Source organism: Peribacillus sp. FSL H8-0477, from assembly GCF_038002765.1.
GTDB lineage: Bacteria > Bacillota > Bacilli > Bacillales > DSM-1321 > Peribacillus.
Window position 1 is genome coordinate 1046626 of sequence record NZ_JBBODE010000001.1, and the last position, 20426, is coordinate 1067051.

The 20426-nt window shown below is 39.7% G+C and carries 18 protein-coding genes; 1 reads left to right on the forward strand and 17 read right to left on the reverse strand.

Features of this window, described 5'->3' with window-relative positions; all coding sequences use genetic code 11:
• Positions 1–109: 109 nt before the first annotated feature.
• Positions 110–2176 carry a sigma 54-interacting transcriptional regulator gene (locus tag MHI18_RS05415; protein WP_340846375.1) on the reverse strand — a complete coding sequence of 689 codons (2067 nt, stop codon included), beginning with the start codon at positions 2174–2176 and terminating at the stop codon, positions 110–112.
• A 152-nt stretch (positions 2177–2328) separates the two neighbouring features.
• Here MHI18_RS05415 and MHI18_RS05420 point away from each other — a divergent pair, with 152 nt between their 5' ends.
• Complete coding sequence (locus MHI18_RS05420) at positions 2329–2580, forward strand: DUF2627 domain-containing protein (protein WP_340846376.1); 252 nt, start codon at positions 2329–2331, stop codon at positions 2578–2580.
• 56 nt (positions 2581–2636) lie between these two features.
• Here the strand turns inward: MHI18_RS05420 and MHI18_RS05425 are convergent, their stop codons facing one another.
• The 16 genes from MHI18_RS05425 to accB all read right to left on the reverse strand — a co-directional run bounded on the left by MHI18_RS05425 (position 2637) and on the right by accB (position 20192).
• Positions 2637–3368: a glycerophosphodiester phosphodiesterase gene (locus tag MHI18_RS05425; RefSeq protein WP_340846377.1), complete on the reverse strand. Its 732-nt coding sequence runs from the start codon at positions 3366–3368 to the stop codon at positions 2637–2639.
• Between the two features lie 76 nt (positions 3369–3444).
• The gene (locus MHI18_RS05430) at positions 3445–5022 is read right to left on the reverse strand and encodes a DUF342 domain-containing protein (protein WP_340846378.1); all 1578 of its coding nucleotides are present in this window, start codon (positions 5020–5022) and stop codon (positions 3445–3447) included.
• A 200-nt stretch (positions 5023–5222) separates the two neighbouring features.
• Complete coding sequence (gene spo0A, locus MHI18_RS05435; protein ID WP_040375066.1) at positions 5223–6011, reverse strand: sporulation transcription factor Spo0A; 789 nt, start codon at positions 6009–6011, stop codon at positions 5223–5225.
• Between the two features lie 310 nt (positions 6012–6321).
• Positions 6322–7620, reverse strand: a complete 1299-nt coding sequence (gene spoIVB, locus MHI18_RS05440) for a SpoIVB peptidase (protein ID WP_340846379.1) — start codon at positions 7618–7620, stop codon at positions 6322–6324.
• 165 nt (positions 7621–7785) lie between these two features.
• A complete protein-coding gene (recN, locus tag MHI18_RS05445; RefSeq protein ID WP_340846380.1) occupies positions 7786–9495 on the reverse strand; it encodes a DNA repair protein RecN in 1710 nt (569 codons plus the stop codon).
• Between the two features lie 23 nt (positions 9496–9518).
• Positions 9519–9968, reverse strand: coding sequence for a transcriptional regulator AhrC/ArgR (gene ahrC / locus MHI18_RS05450; protein WP_340846381.1), 450 nt, complete (start codon positions 9966–9968; stop codon positions 9519–9521).
• A gap of 149 nt (positions 9969–10117) precedes the next feature.
• Entirely contained in the window at positions 10118–10957 is an 840-nt protein-coding gene (locus tag MHI18_RS05455; RefSeq protein WP_340846382.1) for a TlyA family RNA methyltransferase, read from the reverse strand.
• 4 nt (positions 10958–10961) lie between these two features.
• The gene (gene dxs, locus MHI18_RS05460) at positions 10962–12854 is read right to left on the reverse strand and encodes a 1-deoxy-D-xylulose-5-phosphate synthase (RefSeq protein ID WP_340846383.1); all 1893 of its coding nucleotides are present in this window, start codon (positions 12852–12854) and stop codon (positions 10962–10964) included.
• A gap of 270 nt (positions 12855–13124) precedes the next feature.
• Positions 13125–14018, reverse strand: a complete 894-nt coding sequence (locus MHI18_RS05465) for a polyprenyl synthetase family protein (RefSeq protein ID WP_340846384.1) — start codon at positions 14016–14018, stop codon at positions 13125–13127.
• Positions 14018–14251 (reverse strand): exodeoxyribonuclease VII small subunit, encoded by a 234-nt coding sequence (gene xseB, locus MHI18_RS05470; RefSeq protein ID WP_340847584.1) that lies wholly within the window; start codon positions 14249–14251, stop codon positions 14018–14020. The genes MHI18_RS05465 and xseB overlap by 1 nt, the downstream gene beginning before the upstream one ends.
• 2 nt (positions 14252–14253) lie before the next feature.
• Positions 14254–15600 (reverse strand): exodeoxyribonuclease VII large subunit, encoded by a 1347-nt coding sequence (gene xseA / locus MHI18_RS05475; protein ID WP_340846385.1) that lies wholly within the window; start codon positions 15598–15600, stop codon positions 14254–14256.
• A 557-nt stretch (positions 15601–16157) separates the two neighbouring features.
• On the reverse strand, positions 16158–17021 hold the full coding sequence (folD, locus tag MHI18_RS05480; RefSeq protein ID WP_340846386.1) for a bifunctional methylenetetrahydrofolate dehydrogenase/methenyltetrahydrofolate cyclohydrolase FolD: 864 nt from the start codon (positions 17019–17021) through the stop codon (positions 16158–16160).
• Positions 17022–17141: 120 nt separating this feature from the next.
• Entirely contained in the window at positions 17142–17531 is a 390-nt protein-coding gene (nusB, locus tag MHI18_RS05485; RefSeq protein WP_340846387.1) for a transcription antitermination factor NusB, read from the reverse strand.
• Positions 17532–17902: 371 nt separating this feature from the next.
• Complete coding sequence (locus MHI18_RS05490; protein WP_040373423.1) at positions 17903–18316, reverse strand: Asp23/Gls24 family envelope stress response protein; 414 nt, start codon at positions 18314–18316, stop codon at positions 17903–17905.
• Positions 18317–18343: 27 nt separating this feature from the next.
• Positions 18344–19696 carry an acetyl-CoA carboxylase biotin carboxylase subunit gene (gene accC / locus MHI18_RS05495; RefSeq protein ID WP_340846388.1) on the reverse strand — a complete coding sequence of 451 codons (1353 nt, stop codon included), beginning with the start codon at positions 19694–19696 and terminating at the stop codon, positions 18344–18346.
• Positions 19697–19709: 13 nt separating this feature from the next.
• Complete coding sequence (gene accB, locus MHI18_RS05500) at positions 19710–20192, reverse strand: acetyl-CoA carboxylase biotin carboxyl carrier protein (protein ID WP_340846389.1); 483 nt, start codon at positions 20190–20192, stop codon at positions 19710–19712.
• Positions 20193–20426: the final 234 nt, after the last annotated feature.

Genomic DNA, 20426 nt, shown 5'->3' on the forward strand with positions numbered 1-20426 from the left:
GCTAAATAGCGTGCTAAATATAGTATGCAATTTGCATGCCAGCATACTTTTCTTCTTTTAGTGGATATAAACCACGTATTGGCATGCAATAATTAGCATACCATGCAAATTATTGCATGCCAGTTTTTTCAAGATTATATTTTTCCATTTTATAATACAGGTTTCGAATCGAAATTCCCAGAAATTCAGCCGTTTTCGTTTTATTTTGCTTATTTTTTTGCAGTGCCTCTTTAATTAGGCCGCATTCATAACGCTCCACCATAGAAGCTAATGGGGCGCTTGTCTTCCTTATTTCAGGATTATCCTCTGTTAAGGAATCCGAAGAGTCTAAGAAATCTGGTATGTATTTCTCATCCATTATTATTTCACTTTGTTTCATAAAAATAATGGCTCGACCTAATATATTCTCAAGCTCACGCACATTGCCCGGCCATTCAGAATGTTTCAATCGAGAAAGAGCACCTTCTGTAATCCCTTCGATATTCCGTCCATACTCCAAATTTATTTTTCGGATAAGGTGCATCGCCAATTCTTCAATATCTTCCTTCCGTTTTCGAAGAGGAGCAATATAGATTGGCATACGATTTAAACGAAAATATAGGTCTTCACGAAATCCTCCGCTTGCTATCTCCTTCTCTAAATTACTGTTCGTGGCTGCGATGACACGCACATTGATTGAGATAGGCTTCGTGCCGCCGACCCGGACAATTTCTGATTCTTGAAGGACTCTTAACAGCTTGGCTTGGAGAGAAGGAGCCAATTCACCAATTTCATCAAGAAAGATACTGCCATTATCAGCTTCTTCAAAAAGTCCCTTTTTTCCTCCGCGCTTAGCTCCAGAAAATGCTCCTTCATCGTAACCAAACAATTCACTTTCAAGCAAGGATTCGGATATAGCCGCACAATTCACACGGACAAATTTATTGTATTTCCGCTCACTGGCATTGTGTATGGCGTGAGCAAATAGTTCTTTACCTGTTCCTGACTCGCCACGGAGCAAAACCGTTACAGGTGTTCGTGCACTTAACTTTGCCTGTTCAATCGGCAGCTGCATTTCTTCAGATTGACCAATGATATCTTCGAAGGTATATTTCGCTTCAAGCGTTCGAATGATCTGCCGAGCCCGATTTAATTCTTGATTCAATTGACGAATTTCAGAAACATCATGAATGACTCCCACACTGCCCTTGACATGACCATCAACAATAATTGGTGCCACGTTTACAATCACTTCTTTACGTTTTTGGCCGATTTTCATATTCGTTCCCCGTACAGCTCTTCTTGTTTGGAGGACTTGCATATGCATACTATCCCCTTGATAAATATCTGCATCAGCTGGTTTCCCAATCACTTCTTCATTCGTCAACCCCGTAAGCCTCGTATATGCACGATTAATCAGCATCCCACGGCCCTGCTCGTCCACGACTGAAATGGCGTCATCACTTGATTGAATAATGGCTTCAAGCATCGTTTGAATTTCCTTCAAGTCGGTAATCTGTTCCGCTAAATCAACAACCTCCGTAATATCTTTAAAAACCGCAATCGCCCCGATTGCCTCATTTGATTTATTAAGCAATGGGATTCTTGTCGTAATAATTTTCATGCCGCTTTTTAACACATGCTCTTGATTAATTTCCCTGCGTTTTGATTGTAAAACTACAGGAAGCCTGGTATTAGGAATAATCGTCTTAATCGGTTTACCAAGCACATCGATTCTTCTTTCGCCTGTCATTCGTTCCGCACTGTCATTGAAAAGAATAATATTTCCCTGTCTATCTATAACAATCATACCATCATTTGCTGTATTAAAAATTAATTCGTGCTTCGTAGCTTCGTTTTCAAGTCTATGTATTAACTCTTTCTTTTCATTAAATAACTGGGCAATAAGATAAGCGAGACTACCCGGAATGATAAGTGCCTTCCCACTGAAGACATGCACAATTTCTTTAAATACCCCTTTATTTTTTGTCGCTTCAATAATGACATCTACCGATGAAGGGTCTATGCCTCGCCAGTCCGTTTTTGTAGGTATTCCTAATTTTCGGGCTAATCGGATGCCTTCTGCCGTAATTTGTAAATCAATGACCCAAGACACAGTGAATTTGCCGCTTTCAAGCAAGAGATTTAAAATGGCACTTCCCCTTTTTCCAGCACCAACAATCATGACTGTCTGCAATCAACTTCCTCCCTGCCGTGTTAAACATATCCCTGAATAATATGCAAAATTTTCTTATTTCTCTTCATCTTAAACAACTATAGACAGCTTGACAAATTTTTAATATACCTTATCATTTTGAGAAGGAATTCTTTTTCAGAAGGGAAACAATTATGAGACGGCTGATGGCATTTTTAATCCTCTTCATTCCCGGAGCTTTCGCGGCATATGGAATCAAAATAATGAGGGATATGGTATTTGGTATAAAACTTTCTCCATACCCTTTTCTTTGGCTGCAATTTCTTGTGGGTCTTATTTTAATGATTGGCGGCATTGGTTTTATCGCCGGATTCGTACTACATCGTGACCGAAAGAAAAATAAAGTCCAGTCCCGTTTTAGCCAATCCATTGAGAAAAAACAATAACCGTTTTTTTCTGTAACAAAAACCCGTCCAAAGTTCATTGGCCGGGTTTTTAGTCATTATTTACTCCTATTTAATTCCCTAATCCTCACCGCTCGTTCAGGAAAGTCAGTGATGATGGCACTGCAATTGATACTCAACAGTCTTTTAACTTCTTCTTCCCCATTAATGGTGTAGGGTCTTACCTGAATTCCATAGGCCATTGCATCAATAATTAACGCATCTGGTACGGCATGAATGGAAGGATGCATTCCTCTAGAACCTATTGAGCTGGCATATATCCAGGGCATATAGATTCCGTCTCGATACAAAGGAGCTGTTTCAATTTCAGGAGCAAGACGCCAAGCATAGACGAGAGAGTAGTGGTTGAAAGACGAAAGAATGACCCGCTTCTCTAATCCATATCCTCTGACAAGCTGAATAACTTTTTCCTCAAGTCCTGGATAAAGAATAACCCCATTTTTAAGTTCAATATTACACAATAAATCGGTGTGCTGGATCCATTCGAATACCTCCTGGAGGCTTGGAATAGGCGTTCTCTTGCCTAGTTTTCCAAACTTGTAACCTGCATTCAGCTTCTTCATCTCTTCCATGGTTTGATCCTTAACAAATCCATTTCCATTTGTCGTTCTGTTCAGCGTTTCATCATGTATGACTACTGGAATTCCATCTTTAGAAAGCTGAACATCAAGCTCAATTCCATCCGCGCCGCTTCGTTTTGCCTCAATGAATGCGACCATTGTATTTTCTGGATAGGTTCCTGCTGCTCCTCGATGAGCGAATATTTTCATTGTACACCCGCTCCTTAAGATAATAACGTTCAGTTATATCTATGAAGGAACAGCTCGCTTTATCTACTTTACTTATTTACTCGAAGTGCATATTATTATTCTCTGCAAAGAAAGTCCCTTTTGTCGATTCTTTGATATTTTTTTGCAGGCTTTTAATTTCCAAACAGGTATCTGGAAACGCCATTTGTCCTATGGTCACTTCTCCATCTCCTTTGATTTCAAGCATATCCATTAGATAACGGCGCTTCTCATCATGTTGGAAAATCGTAACCATTATTTGATCATAGGTTTTTTTTACTTGTTCATATTGAAACTTTTGATGAACATTTGTCTCGCCCTCAATTGAATCAAAAATTTCTATTTTCTGCTTCAACTGCTCCATCTTAAGTATATTGGCTTTGTATTCTAATAACGTTTCTTTTAAATCCTTTTCAACCTTTTTTCGATCAAACCCTGCAACCTGGATGATTGTCTTTCGTTCAAGCCGGTTCCCGACTATAGCCGCTTTTACTTTTCCACGGGCTTCTATTACCCCGCCAATTAACTTCCCGTTCTTTTCATCCGCGATAATATGATTAGCCTTTACATGACTGCCTAACGCATAATATCCAATATGTATCGTTCCTAAAGCTTCAAGAAAACATTCATTCGCATGTTTAACATAAATGTTTTTTCCAGCCTTCACTACGGATTTTCCTTTACCAAAGATACCGCCTCGAATATAAATATCACCCGTAACCGATTCAATTCTGTCACAATGACTGATTCCGTGTTCACTTTCAATGGCAACATCTTTTGTTGCTTTCACAGAATAATTTTCACAAACGGATCCATTAATGGTAATGCTTCCATTAAATTCAATATTACCTGTTTCAACACCCACATCACCATTAATGATCAAATGATCGCCAACCTGTATTTTCCCGCCAGGCGTTTCGACTACACCATCCCTTAAAGCCCGAAGAACAACTTTCCCATTCTCTTCACACGCTTCAACAGTCTTCTGATCAAATACTAACTTTTTATTTTTCCCATTTTTTTGGACGACATATTCACCAGTAATGGTTTTCCCCGGTGTTCCCTTCGTTGCTGGAATTTTTTCACCCAGCCAATCCCCCATTTTTACTTCATCTAAAAAATTTAAATCATAATAGTCTGCTTTTCCATCTTCCCTGATTGTAGGTTTTCGAACAGAGCGTTTAAAATAAGTAATAACCGCATCTTGTCCATGAACGGGCTCTATTCCCTTTGCAATCAAAATTTCCTTGTTAACAGCCATTTGACCGGAAAGGATGTCCATCATGATTCCTTCCTTGACTGAATGATTATGTAAACAGTTTATAATTTCCGAAGTGAAATAGGTACGTTCGTTTCTAAGAGCTTCTTCCGTACAATTTAACGTAATAAACGCTGCCATTTTATCCACAGCAACTGTACATTCTATTTCTGGTTTAAAATCACCAATATGTACCTTCTCACCATGACCAGAAGTAATGGCCGTTCTTAATTCTTTAAATCGATTCAAATTAATGCGCGGGTGTTTAGAGATTAGTTCATTGAAGGTAAGTAAGGAGAATCCCTTTTGGTACATAGTTATGTATAACGCATGATCTAATTCTTCTAGTAAAAAATACTCATTCTTTTCAATTTCCATAAATGATTCCTTTCTACCATTTTATATTACTATCTTACCATATAAAGGAGAATCGATTAGGTAAATCAAAGAATATTTTGACAGATTACACACAAAAAAAGCCAACAACTAAGTTGACTTCTACCGTCCCGCTGAGAATAATTCACGTTCATTGGTCCATCTAAGGAAAATGGATTATAAAATGTCTGTACTAAAGTTATTTAAGAAGCCTTATGCTCGAGGCGCAGCTTGTCAGCGACCATAGCAATAAACTCTGAATTAGTAGGTTTTGCTTTCGTCATGGACACAGTATATCCGAATAACGTTGAAATGGATTCTATATTCCCACGGCTCCACGCCACTTCGATTGCATGACGGATAGCCCGTTCTACACGGCTTGCTGTTGTGTTATATTTCTTAGCGATATCAGGATAAAGAACTTTCGTAATCGATCCAAGTAATTCAATATCGTTATAGACCATGGATATAGCTTCTCGCAAATATAGATACCCTTTGATATGAGCTGGAACCCCGATTTCATGAATGATGCTCGTTATACTTGCATCAAGATTCTTGGGTTTTTGTTCTACTGGACTGCGATAATTAAAGTGGGAGGATTTTTTTAACATGGATTCTCTGCCGCTGACTTGACGGATATGTCCAGCCAGGTTTTCCATATCAAATGGCTTCAAAATAAAATAAGATGCGCCTAAATCAACAGCCTTTTTGGTTACATCTTCTTGACCAAAAGCAGTAAGCATAATTACACTTGGCATTTTATTGCGTCTCTGATCACGTAATTTCTCAAGAACTGCCAGCCCATCTAAATGAGGCATAATAATGTCCAAAATCAAGATATCGGGTTCGATTGATTCCAATAAACTCAAACAATCTTGTCCGTTATGCGCAACCCCAATTACTTCCATATCTTCTTTGGCTGAAATATACTCTTCCAATAACGAGACGAGCTCTCTGTTGTCATCTACAACACACACCTTAATTTTATCCACGTTAAAATTCCTCCTCAACTACAATTGGTCATTTTTTCTAATTATCTTTATAATCATTGTAATTGAACTTTTCGACAATGAAAACTATATTCCCTTTATTTTAGGTTAAATTATAGAAAATCTTTATTTTTCTCGTGTTCTCTCTAGTTTTCGACGTTATTCGCTCTAACCAGTTATTTTTGTCGAATAATTCTTATTACCGTATATTAACACATAACAAGTGATAATGTGAAATTTCTCTATAAGTAAGAGTCTGAATAGTAAGTAAAGTGAAAAAAGGCTGCCGATAATTCTCGGCAGCCTTTGGGTATTAACTTGCTTTTGACGGATTCTTTGCTTTTTCATATATATCGATACCCGCATCATTGAGCATCCATTCAATATGAACTCCATATCCGCTCGTTGGATCGTTAACAAACACATGGGTTACTGCACCAATGAGCTTCCCATTCTGGATAATCGGACTGCCGCTCATACCTTGAACAATTCCGCCTGTTTTAGCCAGAAGCTCTTTATCGGTGACCTTGATAACCATTCCTTTAATGGCCGGAAACTTTTGAGGGATGGTACTCACAATTTCAATATCATATTCCTCTACAGTCGATCCATCTACAACCGTTAAGATCTTTGCAGGGCCTTCCTTCACTTCATGTGAAAGTGAAATGGGGAGTGGTTTATTTGTTGTCAATTTTTCATCACTTTTCCCATTCATTTTTCCAAAGATGCCAAATGGGCTATTTCGATTAATGGTTCCAATTACTTCGCGATCAGGAGAAAATCGAGCGAGTTTCTCGCCAGGCTCACCGTTGCTTCCTTTTTCTATGGAAGTCACTGTAGAACGGACGATTTCTCCATCCTTTACAATGATTGGTTTCTTCGTATCCATATCCGAAATCACATGCCCGAGTGCACCATATTTTTTTGAATCAGGGTGATAAAAAGTCATGGTGCCAATTCCTGCTGCCGAATCCCGGATATATAAACCGAGCTTGAAGCTGCCTTCATTTTTATCTTTCAGAGGCTTAAGTGTTGTATCAATGGTCTCGTTTTCTCGGTTAATAACAAGTTGCAGCGGCTTACCGCTTTCACCGGCTTGCTGAACAAATGGAGTCACATCTGACATTTTCTTTATTACCTGTCCATTAATCTTCGTAATAATATCTCCAACCTCTACCTTGGCACTTTCACCAGGTGATCTTTTCCCTTCTTTGGTATCAACCAGGTGATGACCCACTACAAGTACTCCTAGTGTATTCAGTTTGACGCCAATTGATTGTCCTCCGGGAATAACCTTAAAATTCTTTAAAACCTGTACATCAACCTTTTTTATTGGAAAACCCGCTACATCAAATAATACTTGATTTTTCCCAGGCTTCTCTCCACCTACAGTTAAAGCTGAATTTTCATTTTGGATAGATATGCTATTATCTGGAGAAAATACAGTTGCAGAAACGGGCAATGCCTTAGAAAACGTATAGTGATCCCCTTCGAAAAGTACAACTTTTCTGGGAATAGTCATAAATTCACGGAATGGCTGATATAACCCAAGTGTTAGTAGCGAAATAAGGAGAATTCCACCGATGATTTTTCTAATCCATTCTTTTTTCAAGCTGTTTTCTCTCCTCCTCGCGATATAAATGGCTACCCCTTTAATTTTGCCTTTGCAGCAGTCATTTATAACCCAAGGATAAAATAAAAGCTATCCGTTTTTGGATAGCTTTACATTGTTTATAAAATTCAATTATGATTTCTGTTGGTGCTTATAGGACTAAGCCTATTTAACATACTTTTTTTGATCTGCCTGAAGGATTAATTCACGAGCATGTTCCTTCGTCAAGTTGGTAATTTCGACTCCAGAAATCATGCGGCCGATTTCTTTAATTTTATCCTCTTCATTCAAAGATTTTACAGAGGTATTTGTCCGGCCATCTTTAATATTTTTAGCAATAAACAGGTGAATATCAGCCATTGCCGCAACCTGAGGCAAGTGGGAAATACACAACACTTGTGAGCCTGAAGCAACTTGATGAATTTTTTCTGCTATGGCTTGGGCTACTCTTCCACTGACTCCAGTATCGACTTCATCAAAAATAATGGAAGTAATTCCTTGATGTTTGGAGAAAATGCTTTTGAGAGCAAGCATAATTCGCGACAATTCACCGCCAGAGGCAATTTTTGATAGTGGTTTTAACGGTTCACCGGGATTCGTTGACAAATAAAATTCCATACTGTCAAGACCGTTTTTCCCCACTTCGTCCGCGTCTGTAAAGGTAAATGCTGTTTTATGGAAATGTGCTTCAAAAATCGTTTTTTCCATATACAGCTCTTGTAACTCCTTCTGAATATGATCAGTAAGCTGTTTAGCATATGTTTGTCGAAGTTCAGATAAATTCTTCGCTTCTACAAGTAAATCAGCTCGTATAGATTTAATTTGAGCTTCCAGTTTAACGATATGCGTTTCACGGTTTTGCAAGGTTTCAATTTCCTCTTCAATCATCGAACCATACTCAACGATTTCTTCAATGGTTTTCCCATATTTACGTTTGAGCTGATTAATTTCATTTAAACGGCTTTCAATCAAATCGAGCCGCTCTGGATCATATTCGAGGGAATCCAATTGATCACGAATTAAGGAGACTGCGTCTTCAATAATAAAATAGCTGTTGGAAATGGATTCAGAAATCCCTTTTGTCGATTCATCAAGCTCAGCTGCTTCTTCAAGGTTATTCATTGCCAGAGACAACCAGTCTAACCCGCGCTGCTCCCCAGTTAAAGACTGATAACCGGTTTGCAAGGACTCATGCAGCCGTTCAAAGTTATTAATTTTCTTTTTTTCTTCAGTCAAGCTGTCATCTTCGCCCAGCACCAGTTCAGCGCTTTCGATTTCATCATGCTGAAACTGAATCAAATCGAGTCGATGAACCATTTGCTGTTCATTTTGACTCAATTTCTTTAATTGCTTAACTGCATAATCATAGTCTTTGTACAGTCGTTGATACTCGGATATCGCTTGTACAATTTTCTCTCCGCCAAATTGATCCAGCAGCGGCAAATGAAGTCGTTCATCCATCAGCTCCTGATGTTCATGCTGTCCATGAATATCAATAAGCGTTCGACCGATTTCCCTAAGTATAGCAATCGTCACAAGCTTTCCATTCACCCGACAAGCGCTCTTTCCACTTAAAGCAATATCACGACGTAAAACGACCATCCCATCCGTAATATCAATGCCTATTTCCTGCATTTTTTCAAATACGGGATGTTTTTCTTCGTCAATAATAAATAACCCTTCAATTTCAGCCTTTGATTCTCCGTGTCTGATGAACTCTGCCGATCCACGACCGCCAACCAATAGGTGAATCGCGTCAATAATAATTGATTTTCCAGCACCCGTTTCCCCAGTTAAGACTGTTAATCCTTTTTCTAAAGATATTGAAAGTGCATCGATGATTGCGAAATTGCGAATTGATAATTCCGTTAACAATTGCTCATCCCCTTATTTCCATATTAGAGCATGTCTAAAAACTTTTCGGCAACCAGTTCTGCTTTTTCAGGGGTCTGACAAATAATCAAGCAGGTATCATCGCCGCCAATCGTTCCCAGTATCTCTTCCCAGCTCAAATTGTCTATCAACACACACAGCGCCTGTGCGTTGCCTGGCATCGTCTTTAACACCAGCATGTTACTTGCCGTATCAATACGAACAAAAGCATCAATTAGCAGCCGTTTTAACTTTTGCAGCGGATTAAAACGCTGATCAGCAGGCAAGCTGTATTTATATCGGCCGTCAATCATCGGCACCTTGACTAGATGTAATTCTTTTATATCTCTTGAGACCGTTGCCTGCGTAACATTAAAGCCTCTGCTTTCTAACTCCTCAACCAAATCATCTTGAGTTTCTATATCATTGTTAGCAATGATTTCTCGAATTTTTATATGTCGCTGGCCTTTATTCATTTAAGCACCTCTTTAGATAATCATGATTTAAAATAATCGTAGCGGATTTACTATCCATTGTACAATTTTTTTATCAAATTTCCGACTTTAAACTGCATAAATATTCATAAAAAGAGCTCCAGAGCAAATTTATTGCCGGAGCTTTTGTGTTAATTTTCGTTTTTTTGCTGTTTTAATTCAACATGTGCCTCTGTGACAATGTCCTCGATGGTTTGCTTCAGAAGGTTTTCTCCCGTCTCCTTAGGCCCTGTCCAATGCAGGTGAAGCAGAAATTCAATATTGCCGTCGCCGCCTGTAATTGGAGAGTAGGAGGCATTTAAAACGTCATAACCTTCCTGCAAAGAAAAGTCTATGATTTTTTTCATAACAGCTTGATGAATTTTAGGCTCGCGTACAATGCCTTTTTTCCCCACTTGATCCTTACCCGCTTCAAATTGTGGCTTTACAAGTGCCACTACATCTCCGCCGGGAACAAGTAAAGTTTTTAGGACTGGCAGGATTAATTTCAAGGAGATAAATGACACATCTATACTTGAGAAGTTAGGCATTTCTCCGTCTAAATCGACAGGTGTTACATAGCGGAAATTGGTTCTTTCCATTACCTTTACACGCTCATCTTGACGGAGCTTCCAGGCCAGCTGATTGTAGCCTACATCTAAAGCGTATGACATCACTGCACCATTTTGAAGTGCACAGTCGGTAAAGCCGCCTGTAGAAGATCCAATATCTAAAAGAATCTTCCCATCTACAGACAAATCAAATACCTTTAAGGCTTTTTCAAGCTTTAATCCACCTCTTGATACATAAGGCATTACTTTTCCTTTTATCATCAGCTCATAATCTACAGGTACCTTTTCGCCGGGTTTCTCCAGACGTACTTCATTTGCATAGACAAGTCCAGCCATTATCATTCGCTTAGCCTTTTCTCGTGTTTCTGCTAATCCTTTTTCAACTAGTAATACATCAACACGTTCTTTATTAACTTTCATTATGTCAGGCCCTTTTTTGCTTTTTTGGTGTAAGCAGATTTATTTTGTTAACTGTATCTTCTACGGTCATTCCAATTTCCTCTAATAGTTGATCTACACTGCCATGTTCAATAAATCGGTCTGGAATTCCCATTCTATCAATTACTGCTCCTGAGAAACCATGATCATGGCTGAATTCTAGAACCGCGCTCCCGAAACCGCCTTGAAGAATCGCCTCTTCAATTGTTAGGATTGGCATTTTTTGTTGAAGCAATTCAATCATCATATCTGAATCAAGCGGTTTAATAAACCGTGCATTGACCACTTTTACAGATATATCATCTTTTGCTAATCGTTCCGCAGCCTCTAATGCCATCGGGATGGTTGTCCCGAACGTCAAGATAGCTGCATCGGTTCCTTCACGTAACACTTCCCAGCTGCCGATTGGGATTTCTCTTAGTGTCTCATCCATTGGGACTCCGTATCCGTTTCCTCTTGGAAAACGCATAGCAATTGGGCCGTCATCATATTTAATCGCTGTATTAACCATATGCTGTCCTTCGTTTTCATCCTTAGGCATCATCACAACCATATTCGGCAGATGACGCAGGAAGGCGATATCAAATACACCCTGATGAGTTTCCCCATCCGCTCCAACTAGTCCGGCACGGTCAACACCGATAAATACATTCAGGTTCTGTCTGGCGATATCATGCACGAGCTGGTCATAGGCTCGCTGCAGGAAGGTAGAATAAATAGCTAAAAACGGCTTCATTTTCTGTGTAGCCAAGCCTGCTGCAAATGTAGCGGCATGCTGCTCGGCAATTCCTACATCATACATCCGTTCTGGAAACTCACTGGCAAACTTTTCAAGCTTCGATCCAACAGGCATGGCAGGTGTAATCGCCACAATCCGCTCATCGCCTCTAGCTAATTTTAGGACCGTGTCACTCACAAGTGAGCTCCATGCTGGACCCTTAACGGGTGACTTAACAAAAGCACCTGTATCGATTTTATATGGACCTGTTCCGTGCCAGTTACCTGTACGATCCAATTCAGCAGGAGAATATCCCTTTCCTTTTTTCGTAATTACATGTAAAAGAACGGGACCTTTGGTTTTTTTGGCATATCGTAAGTTTTCGAATAGTTCCTCGTAGTTATGACCATCAATCGGTCCAAGATACGTAAAGCCAAGTTCTTCAAAGAAAACACCGGATACAAGCAAATACTTCATACTATCCTTAAGCCGTTCTGCTGTAGCCGCAACCTTACCGCCAACTGCTGGAATCTTTTTCAAGAACATTTCTAATTCATCTTTAGCCCACTTATATTTACCAGCCGTTCTCAATCGTCCGAGCACACTATGAAGTGCACCAACATTTGGCGCAATCGACATTTCATTATCATTTAGAATGACAATCATGTCCTTTTGTTCTGAACCGATATGATTTAAGGCTTCAAGGGCCATACCGCCAGTTAACGCTCCATCACCGATAACAGGAAGAACGTAATTTTTTTCTTTTTTAATTTCACGAGCTGCTACCATACCCATTGCAGCAGAAAGTGATGTAGAACTATGACCAGTTTCCCAGACATCGTGTTCACTTTCATTCATTTTTGGAAAACCGCACAGCCCTTTATATTTCTTTAAGGTATCAAATTGGCTGGCACGTCCTGTCAATATTTTATGAACATATGATTGATGACCAACATCCCAGATAATTTTGTCCTCAGGACTGTTAAATTCTTTATGAAGAGCAATTGTTAGTTCAACGACTCCAAGGTTTGGACCAATATGTCCGCCGCTGACCGAAAGCTGTTCAACTAAGAACTTTCTTACATCTGCACTTAACTCTTTTAATTGGTCATTCGTTAGGTTTTTTAGAAATGAAGGGTCTTTTATAGTTAGAAGATCCAATCAGGATCACTCACTTTCTATCATTTTTCCAGCAAATATCTACTAGAAAAAAATTTTTTATGGTTCGTCTTTCGTCTCGTATTCATGGCATAAGTTCGACTACTCGAAAAATAGCCGCCGAGACACACAAGTTTCCGGCGGCTTCTCTTTCATTATATCATAAAGATTAAACAGTTTTTCAGTAGAACTGCAACCCTTTGCTTTCCCTATTTTACTCATTTTTTTACCATGAGTATACCATAATCGCATTTTCTAGACAAATTTTGTCGATTAATGATTTCGAACAGCAATCATTTTGGTTAAACTAATTAAAAGCTCTGTCTCAATCCCTGTCTGATCCAAAGCCGTGAGCGCCTGCTCGATGTGGTAAGCTAGTTTTTCTTTGGCTCCATCCATCGTGAGAAGCGCAGGATAGGTGCTCTTTTGGTTACCTTCATCACTTCCAACCGGTTTCCCGATGACTGATTCATCGCCTTCCACATCTAAAATGTCATCGCGGATTTGGAAAGCTAATCCCAAATGATAAGAAAATACTTCTAGGAGTGCCAGCTGTTTTGCATTCGCTTCAGATAGAATCGCTCCAGCCAGAACACTTGCAGATAATAGTTTTCCCGTTTTATGTTCGTGTACATATTCAAGTTCCTTTAAACTAAGCTGTTTCTCTTCGCCTTCCATATCAGCGATTTGTCCGCCGACCATCCCTTCAGCACCAGCTGCTTGTGCAATCAAGCGAATCAACTTCAATTTCATATCACTCGTCACGTCAGGATGATTCATTTCAGCCACCAACTGGAAGCTGTAAGTCAGTAACCCATCACCAGCAAGAATCGCATGTGCTTCCCCAAACACTTTATGATTGGTCGGCTTCCCTCTGCGAAGATCATCGTCATCCATGCTAGGCAGATCATCATGAATTAATGAATAAGTATGAATCATTTCAATAGCTGCACTCACAGGTATCCCTATTTTCGAATCTTTTTTAAACGCAGTAATAACAGCGAAAACAAACAGGGGTCTGATCCGTTTTCCACCAGCCTGGAGTGAATACACCATCGCTTCTTTCAACGATTCAGGTGCTTGTAAGTCTTGAATGAACTGAATCATATTTTCTTCAATTAAGGCCTTATGTTCAGCAGAATAGGTCGCGAGCGTCTGATTACTCATTATTCTTCCTCCTGAACTGCAAAGCTGTCAAGCTCGCCGTCTTCCTTCAGAATTTGAGTCAATTGATTTTCTACTGTTTTTAGTTTTTGATGACAAAGCTTCGACAAATCCATCCCTTGTTTATAAATAGTAATGGCAGCTTCTAATGGGACATCGCCTTCTTCTAGCTGCTCAACAATTTTTTCAAGCTCTTCCATTGCTTGTTCAAATGTTACTTCTTCTTTTTTTGCCATAATCATTTCCGCTCCTCTATCTTCTCAATTTTACATTCAAGGGTTCCATCTTTAATCTGAACAGCGATCGTATCACCGGGTGACACTTGCTTCGTACTTTTTACTAATTCTTCTTCTCCCGTATAAATTAAACCGTAGCCCCGATCCATGATATTTAATGGGTTTAAGGCAGAAAGGGTTGAATTAAGATGTAGAAATTGCTGTGTATGCTGTTTCATACTGGCTTCCATCAAACGAGTAAGCATCTTTTTATGAGCAAGTAACCGTTCCTTCGCTAGAACGACTTGTTGTTCAGGATGCTGTTTTTGAAGAATTGCAGTTGAGCGCTGCAACATTTCGCGCTTCTGTAAAAAGTACTTTCCGCTTCCTCTCTGAAGCCTTTCAGTCGCTTTATCCAGCTGTTCAAGTTTCTGTTCATACATTTTGCGCGGATAGCGGAATGCATAGGATTTTTCTAAACGGGCAAGTCTGGTTCTTTGTGCAGCAGCATTTTCCTGAATGGCTCTGGAAAGTCTATTTTTTCGATTTAAGAGTCTTTCCATAATTTCATTTAGATGCGGCACGGCTAGTTCAGCTGCTGCAGTAGGCGTTGGAGCCCGTAAATCAGCGACAAAATCAGCAATCGTGAAATCAGTCTCATGGCCGACAGCTGAAATAATTGGTATGTCTGAATCATAGATTGAATTCGCAACGATTTCTTCATTAAAAGCCCAAAGTTCCTCAATGGAACCACCGCCCCGGCCGATAATTAAGACATCAACTTCATCACGTGCATTTGCGGTGCTAATTGCCTTTACGACGGATGGCGCCGCGTTAGTCCCCTGAACCAGCGCTGGATAAATAATCACTTTGGCTATAGGGTATCTACGCTTAATTGTTGTTAGAATATCTCGTAACGCTGCCCCTGTCGGAGAAGTAATGACCCCAACTGATTTGGGATACAGCGGAAGTGTTTTTTTATGAAGGGGTGCAAACAAGCCAGCTTTCTCAAGCTTCTTTTTCAATTGTTCATAAGCCGTATATAGGTCGCCCACTCCATCCGGAGTCATTGCTTTGACATACAGCTGGTATTGACCACTTTGTTCATACACGCTGATGTCGCCTCGAACAAGGACCTTCATTCCATTCTCAGGCATGAACTTTAAACTGCCATTATGCGCTGAAAACATAACCGCAAGAAGCCTCGCCTTTTCATCCTTAAGCGTAAAATACATATGTCCGCTCGAATGCTGCTTAAAGTTCGATATTTCCCCTTTTATGTAAGCTTGCTGCAAATGAGGATCCGCATCGAACTTCCGCTTTATATACTTCGTCCAAACCGAAACACTCAAATATTTTAAACTATCCATAAAAAAACTCCTTTGTATTAAAAAAGCGGAAGCGTCTGTTCTGCTGCCGAAGGAAATAGGGAGAGACTCTGATGGCGCTTTTTGCCATCCGAGGCACTCATCTTTTCCACAGGGAGCAAGACGCTGCAGCTAGACTCCTTTAAAAAGACGGAAGCGTCTGTTCTGCTGCAGATGTTATAGGGAGAGACTCTGATGGCGTTTTTTGCCATCCGAGGCACTCATCTTTTCCACAGGAAGCAAGACGCTGCAGCTAGACTCCTTTAAAAAGCCGGAAGCGTCTATTCTGCTGCAGATGTTATAGGGAGAGACTCTGATGGCGTTTTTTGCTCATCTAGAGGCGCTCATCTTTTCCACAGGGAGCAAGACGCTGATGGAAGGTACTCACCCTTTTCGCACTGGGGCCTAATTTATCTGAGATCATTATGTTTTATCTAAATGGGTACAGACAGAAAAAGCTGTCTCTAGTTATTATAAAACAAGAGAACAGCTTCTTCTAATTTTTACACTGTATTTTTACAGGTATGAGTGCTTTTTGACGTTTCAACAAAAGGTTTAAGTTACTTTACTCCTGTAAAAGCCGCTTTCTTTGCCGATTTAACGGTATTTTTCAAAAGCATGGTAATGGTCATCGGACCTACCCCTTTTGGGACCGGTGTAATGTAAGAAGCTTTTTCTTTTACTTCGTCAAAAGAGACATCTCCGCACAGCTTGCCTTGGTCATTCCGGTTCATGCCGACATCGATGACGATTACCCCTTCCTTCACATGACTCGCGGTAATCATATCTCGTTTTCCTACTGCAACGACGAGAATATCTGCCTGATTGGTAATGGCTTTCAGGTCCTTGGTCCGGGAATGACAATATGTGACGGTAGCATTTTTATTAAGGAACAATTGTCCGGCTGGCTTTCCGACAATATTACTGCGGCCGACAACTACTACATGCTTGCCTTCAATCTCACAATTGATATGTTCAAGCATGACCATCACACCGTATGGCGTACACGGCAGAAAAGCATCTTGACCCGTCATCATGCGGCCAATATTAATCGGATGAAAACCGTCTACGTCCTTTTCAGGTGAAATAGCCTCAATAATGGCTGTTTCATCAATGTGGGCAGGAAGCGGAAGTTGAACGAGAATACCATGAATGGCTTTATCTTCATTCAGTTCCTTAATCTTAGCAACCAGCACTTCCTGTGAAAGTGTTTCGGGATAGTCTATTAGTACTGAATACATACCAATTTCCTCGCAGGCTTTTTGCTTATTGGTAACATAAGTTTTTGAAGCCTGATTATCACCGACTAAGATAACTGCGAGACCTGGGGTTATATCATCTTGTTTAAGCTGTTCCACTTCTAAACGCAGCTCATTTCTTACTGATTGAGCAATTTCTTTTCCATCAATTATCTTAGCTGTCATAAGCCGATCACTCCTAAAATTAGTTGTTATAGAAACGCAAATTTCAGTGAGCCTTCGGCACCGCAATATTGATTCGTTCACAATCCCACAGGTAAAGAAATGATTTGAAGGTGTAGAATGTTAAACGAGCTTGTCTTTCACCTTTGATAGGACTGCATTAATAAAGCGGCTAGATTGGTCATCACCGTAAATTTTTGCGATTTCAATCGCTTCATCCATTGCTACACTGACTGGAACATCTTCGCAATACTTCATCTCATATACTGCAATTCTCAGCAGATTTCGATCGATATTCGCCAATCGTTCCATTTTCCAGTTTTCAAGGTTTTCCATAATGATTTGATCAATTTGTTCTTTATTTTCTTCCGTACCTTTAACAAGCTTTTCGAAGTATTGATCGTTTGGGGTGCCATCCAATACGCTTTCTATCGCATCTTGAATTTCTCCTTTTCCGATTTCAATTTGATATACCGCTTGAAGGGCTTTTTCACGTGCTGTTCTTCTTTTCATTGTTAAACTCCTTTTATATCCACTATTATATATGAAAATGATAGCAAAGACGAACAATAAACCAATAAATACGATAAATATTAAGAATTAAACTTTTTTCACTCTTATACAACTGCACATAATAAGTAAAACCAGTAAAAAAAGAACCATTTGCTATCCTTCAAATGTTAATTCATCCTTTATACTCTATCAGAAATTTATCATTTGAGAAACCATAAAGTAAGAAATAACTTTTGGTTTCCTTACCTTTTGTATGCCTCATATCGCTTCACTTTAATCAGCGGAACACATATTTCACCATTTTCCATGCAAAAAACCCGGCATAAGCCGGGTTTTCATTTTGAAGCAAAGTCTGAAAGAATTCAGATCGCTTATACTTCTTGTTCAAATTCTGGTTCTTGTTTGCCATTATCAAATTGGATGCCAACAACATGGATATTGACTTCTTCCGCTTCCAACGCAGTCATATTTAACAACGCTTCACGAATATTATCCTGAACCTCTTGGGCAACCTTTGGAATCGAGATACCAAATTTCATGACACAATATAGATCGACCTTAATGCCATCTTCACCTAAATCAACCTTGACGCCTTTACCGTGATTCTTTTTCCCAAGCTTCTCAACAACACCAGAAGCAAAGTTACCACGCATATGGGCAACGCCTTCGACTTCACTCGCAGCAATTCCTGCGATTACTTCGATTACGTCTGGAGCAATTTCCACTTTTCCAAGGCCGTCATAATGACCGCTCATTTCTAACATACGGTTTTCATTTTCACTCATTCAAAAGCACCTCCCGTCTACCTTACATTATGAGTCCATAACATCATATAATTCAAGAAATTTTGTATTAAATTCACCTGACACGAATTGTTCATGCTGCAGAAGCTTACTATGGAACGGAATTGTTGTATGAATTCCTTCAATAGCAAATTCACTTAATGCCCGCTTCATTTTGTTAATTGCTTCGGTGCGGCTTGGTGCATGCACAATTAATTTTGCAATCATAGAATCGTAATAAGGTGGAATCACATAACCTGGATAGGCTGCGGAATCAACCCTTACTCCATATCCGCCTGGGGGCAGATACATCTGGATTTTCCCTGCAGAAGGCATAAAATTCTTTTCAGGATTTTCTGCATTAATCCGGCATTCAATTGCCCAGCCGTTAAATTGAACATCTGATTGAGAAAGGGATAATTTCTCATTTGAAGCAACTCGGATCTGTTCTTTAATTAAATCTACACCTGTTACCATTTCTGTTACAGGATGCTCGACCTGGATTCGAGTGTTCATTTCCATGAAGTAAAACTTACGATTTTTATAATCATAGATAAATTCTACCGTACCTGCACCAGAATAATCAACAGCAAGGGCGGCTTTTACGGCAGCTTGACCCATTTCTTCACGTATTTCTCCATCAAGAGCGGGTGATGGGGATTCCTCTACTAGTTTTTGCAGACGACGTTGAATTGTACAGTCCCGTTCACCTAAATGAATCGCATTTCCATGATTATCAGCCATCACTTGAATTTCAACATGACGGAAGTCCTCAATAAATTTCTCCAGGTAGACGCCAGGATTACCAAAAGCTGTTGCAGCTTCCTGCTGGGTAATGTTAATGCCCTTGATCAGCTCCTGTTCATTCCTAGCAACCCGAATTCCTTTACCACCGCCGCCTGCTGTTGCTTTAATAATGACCGGATAGGCAAGTTTCTCTGCTAGTTCTACGGCTTCTGCCGTATCTTTAATGATTCCTTTTGAACCAGGTACAATCGGGACGCCTGCATCTTTCATCGTTTCTCTAGCCACATCTTTTGTACCCATTTTCGAGATAGCCTCTGGACTAGGTCCGATGAAAATAAGGCTGCACTCCCGGCAAAGTTCTGCGAAGTCCGCATTTTCTGCTAGAAAACCATAGCCTGGATGAATCGCATCCGTTCCTGTAAGCTTTGCCGTACTAATGATGTTGGTAATATTTAAGTAACTGTCCTTCGATGATTTTGGACCAATACAATACGCTTCGTCAGCAAGCTGAACATGCAATGCTTCTCTATCAGCTTCTGAAAAAACGGCTACCGTTTCGATTCCTAATTCTTTACAGGCGCGTATAATCCGTACAGCAATTTCTCCCCGGTTAGCAATTAATATCTTCTTAATCATTTAGAACAACTCCTCATTCAGCCTTTACTGTAAACAATGCTTGGCCATATTCTACTAATTGACCGTCCTTAACAAGTATGTCAACGATTTCTCCGTTTTCTTCAGCTTCAATTTCATTAAATAACTTCATTGCCTCAACAATACATACAATTGAATCTTTTTTCACTTTCGAACCTCTTGATACGTAGTTATCCTCTTCCGGCGATGGAGAAGCATAAAAAGTACCGACCATAGGTGAAGTGATTGTATGTAAATTCGTAATTGGTGCTTCTTGTTTTACTTCAGGTTCTGCTTGCTGTTGTCCTGCTGGTCTAACATCCTTAACAGGTTCTTGAACCGCTATTGCAGCCGGTACCTCTTTGATGATTTGTACAGGTTGATCAGCACCTGTTTTCTTCATTTTAATTTTTGTTCCTTCTTGTTCATATACAAATTCGGTAATGCTTGATTGGTCAACTAATTTAATAATTTCTCGAATTTCTTGTACTTTCAACATCCTTGGCACCCCTTGTCCTATTTTTAATATTGGTTGGTAATAGAAAGTGCAGCTTACCTGCATTTGGTTAGTACAGCCATCCGCCATACCTATTTAATAATACTGGTTCTACTTCATACTCTATCAAAAATTATCATGACCAGCTACTATTATCATACGGTAAGACCACCCTAACATTCAACCCAACGTGAATAAAGCGCTTACTTCCTTTATTTATTCTACCTCTTATTTCGA

Coding starts and splice junctions, on each gene's coding strand:
- MHI18_RS05420 (WP_340846376.1), top strand. CDS start 2,329: ATGAGACGGCTGATGGCATTTTTAATCCTCTTCATTCCCGGAGCTTTC.
- MHI18_RS05425 (WP_340846377.1), bottom strand. CDS start 3,368: ATGAAAATATTCGCTCATCGAGGAGCAGCAGGAACCTATCCAGAAAAT.
- MHI18_RS05430 (WP_340846378.1), bottom strand. CDS start 5,022: ATGGAAATTGAAAAGAATGAGTATTTTTTACTAGAAGAATTAGATCAT.
- ahrC (WP_340846381.1), bottom strand. CDS start 9,968: ATGAATAAAGGCCAGCGACATATAAAAATTCGAGAAATCATTGCTAAC.
- MHI18_RS05455 (WP_340846382.1), bottom strand. CDS start 10,957: ATGAAAGTTAATAAAGAACGTGTTGATGTATTACTAGTTGAAAAAGGA.
- MHI18_RS05465 (WP_340846384.1), bottom strand. CDS start 14,018: ATGAGTAATCAGACGCTCGCGACCTATTCTGCTGAACATAAGGCCTTA.
- xseB (WP_340847584.1), bottom strand. CDS start 14,251: ATGGCAAAAAAAGAAGAAGTAACATTTGAACAAGCAATGGAAGAGCTT.
- xseA (WP_340846385.1), bottom strand. CDS start 15,600: ATGGATAGTTTAAAATATTTGAGTGTTTCGGTTTGGACGAAGTATATA.
- folD (WP_340846386.1), bottom strand. CDS start 17,021: ATGACAGCTAAGATAATTGATGGAAAAGAAATTGCTCAATCAGTAAGA.
- nusB (WP_340846387.1), bottom strand. CDS start 17,531: ATGAAAAGAAGAACAGCACGTGAAAAAGCCCTTCAAGCGGTATATCAA.
- MHI18_RS05490 (WP_040373423.1), bottom strand. CDS start 18,316: ATGAGTGAAAATGAAAACCGTATGTTAGAAATGAGCGGTCATTATGAC.
- accC (WP_340846388.1), bottom strand. CDS start 19,696: ATGATTAAGAAGATATTAATTGCTAACCGGGGAGAAATTGCTGTACGG.
- accB (WP_340846389.1), bottom strand. CDS start 20,192: ATGTTGAAAGTACAAGAAATTCGAGAAATTATTAAATTAGTTGACCAA.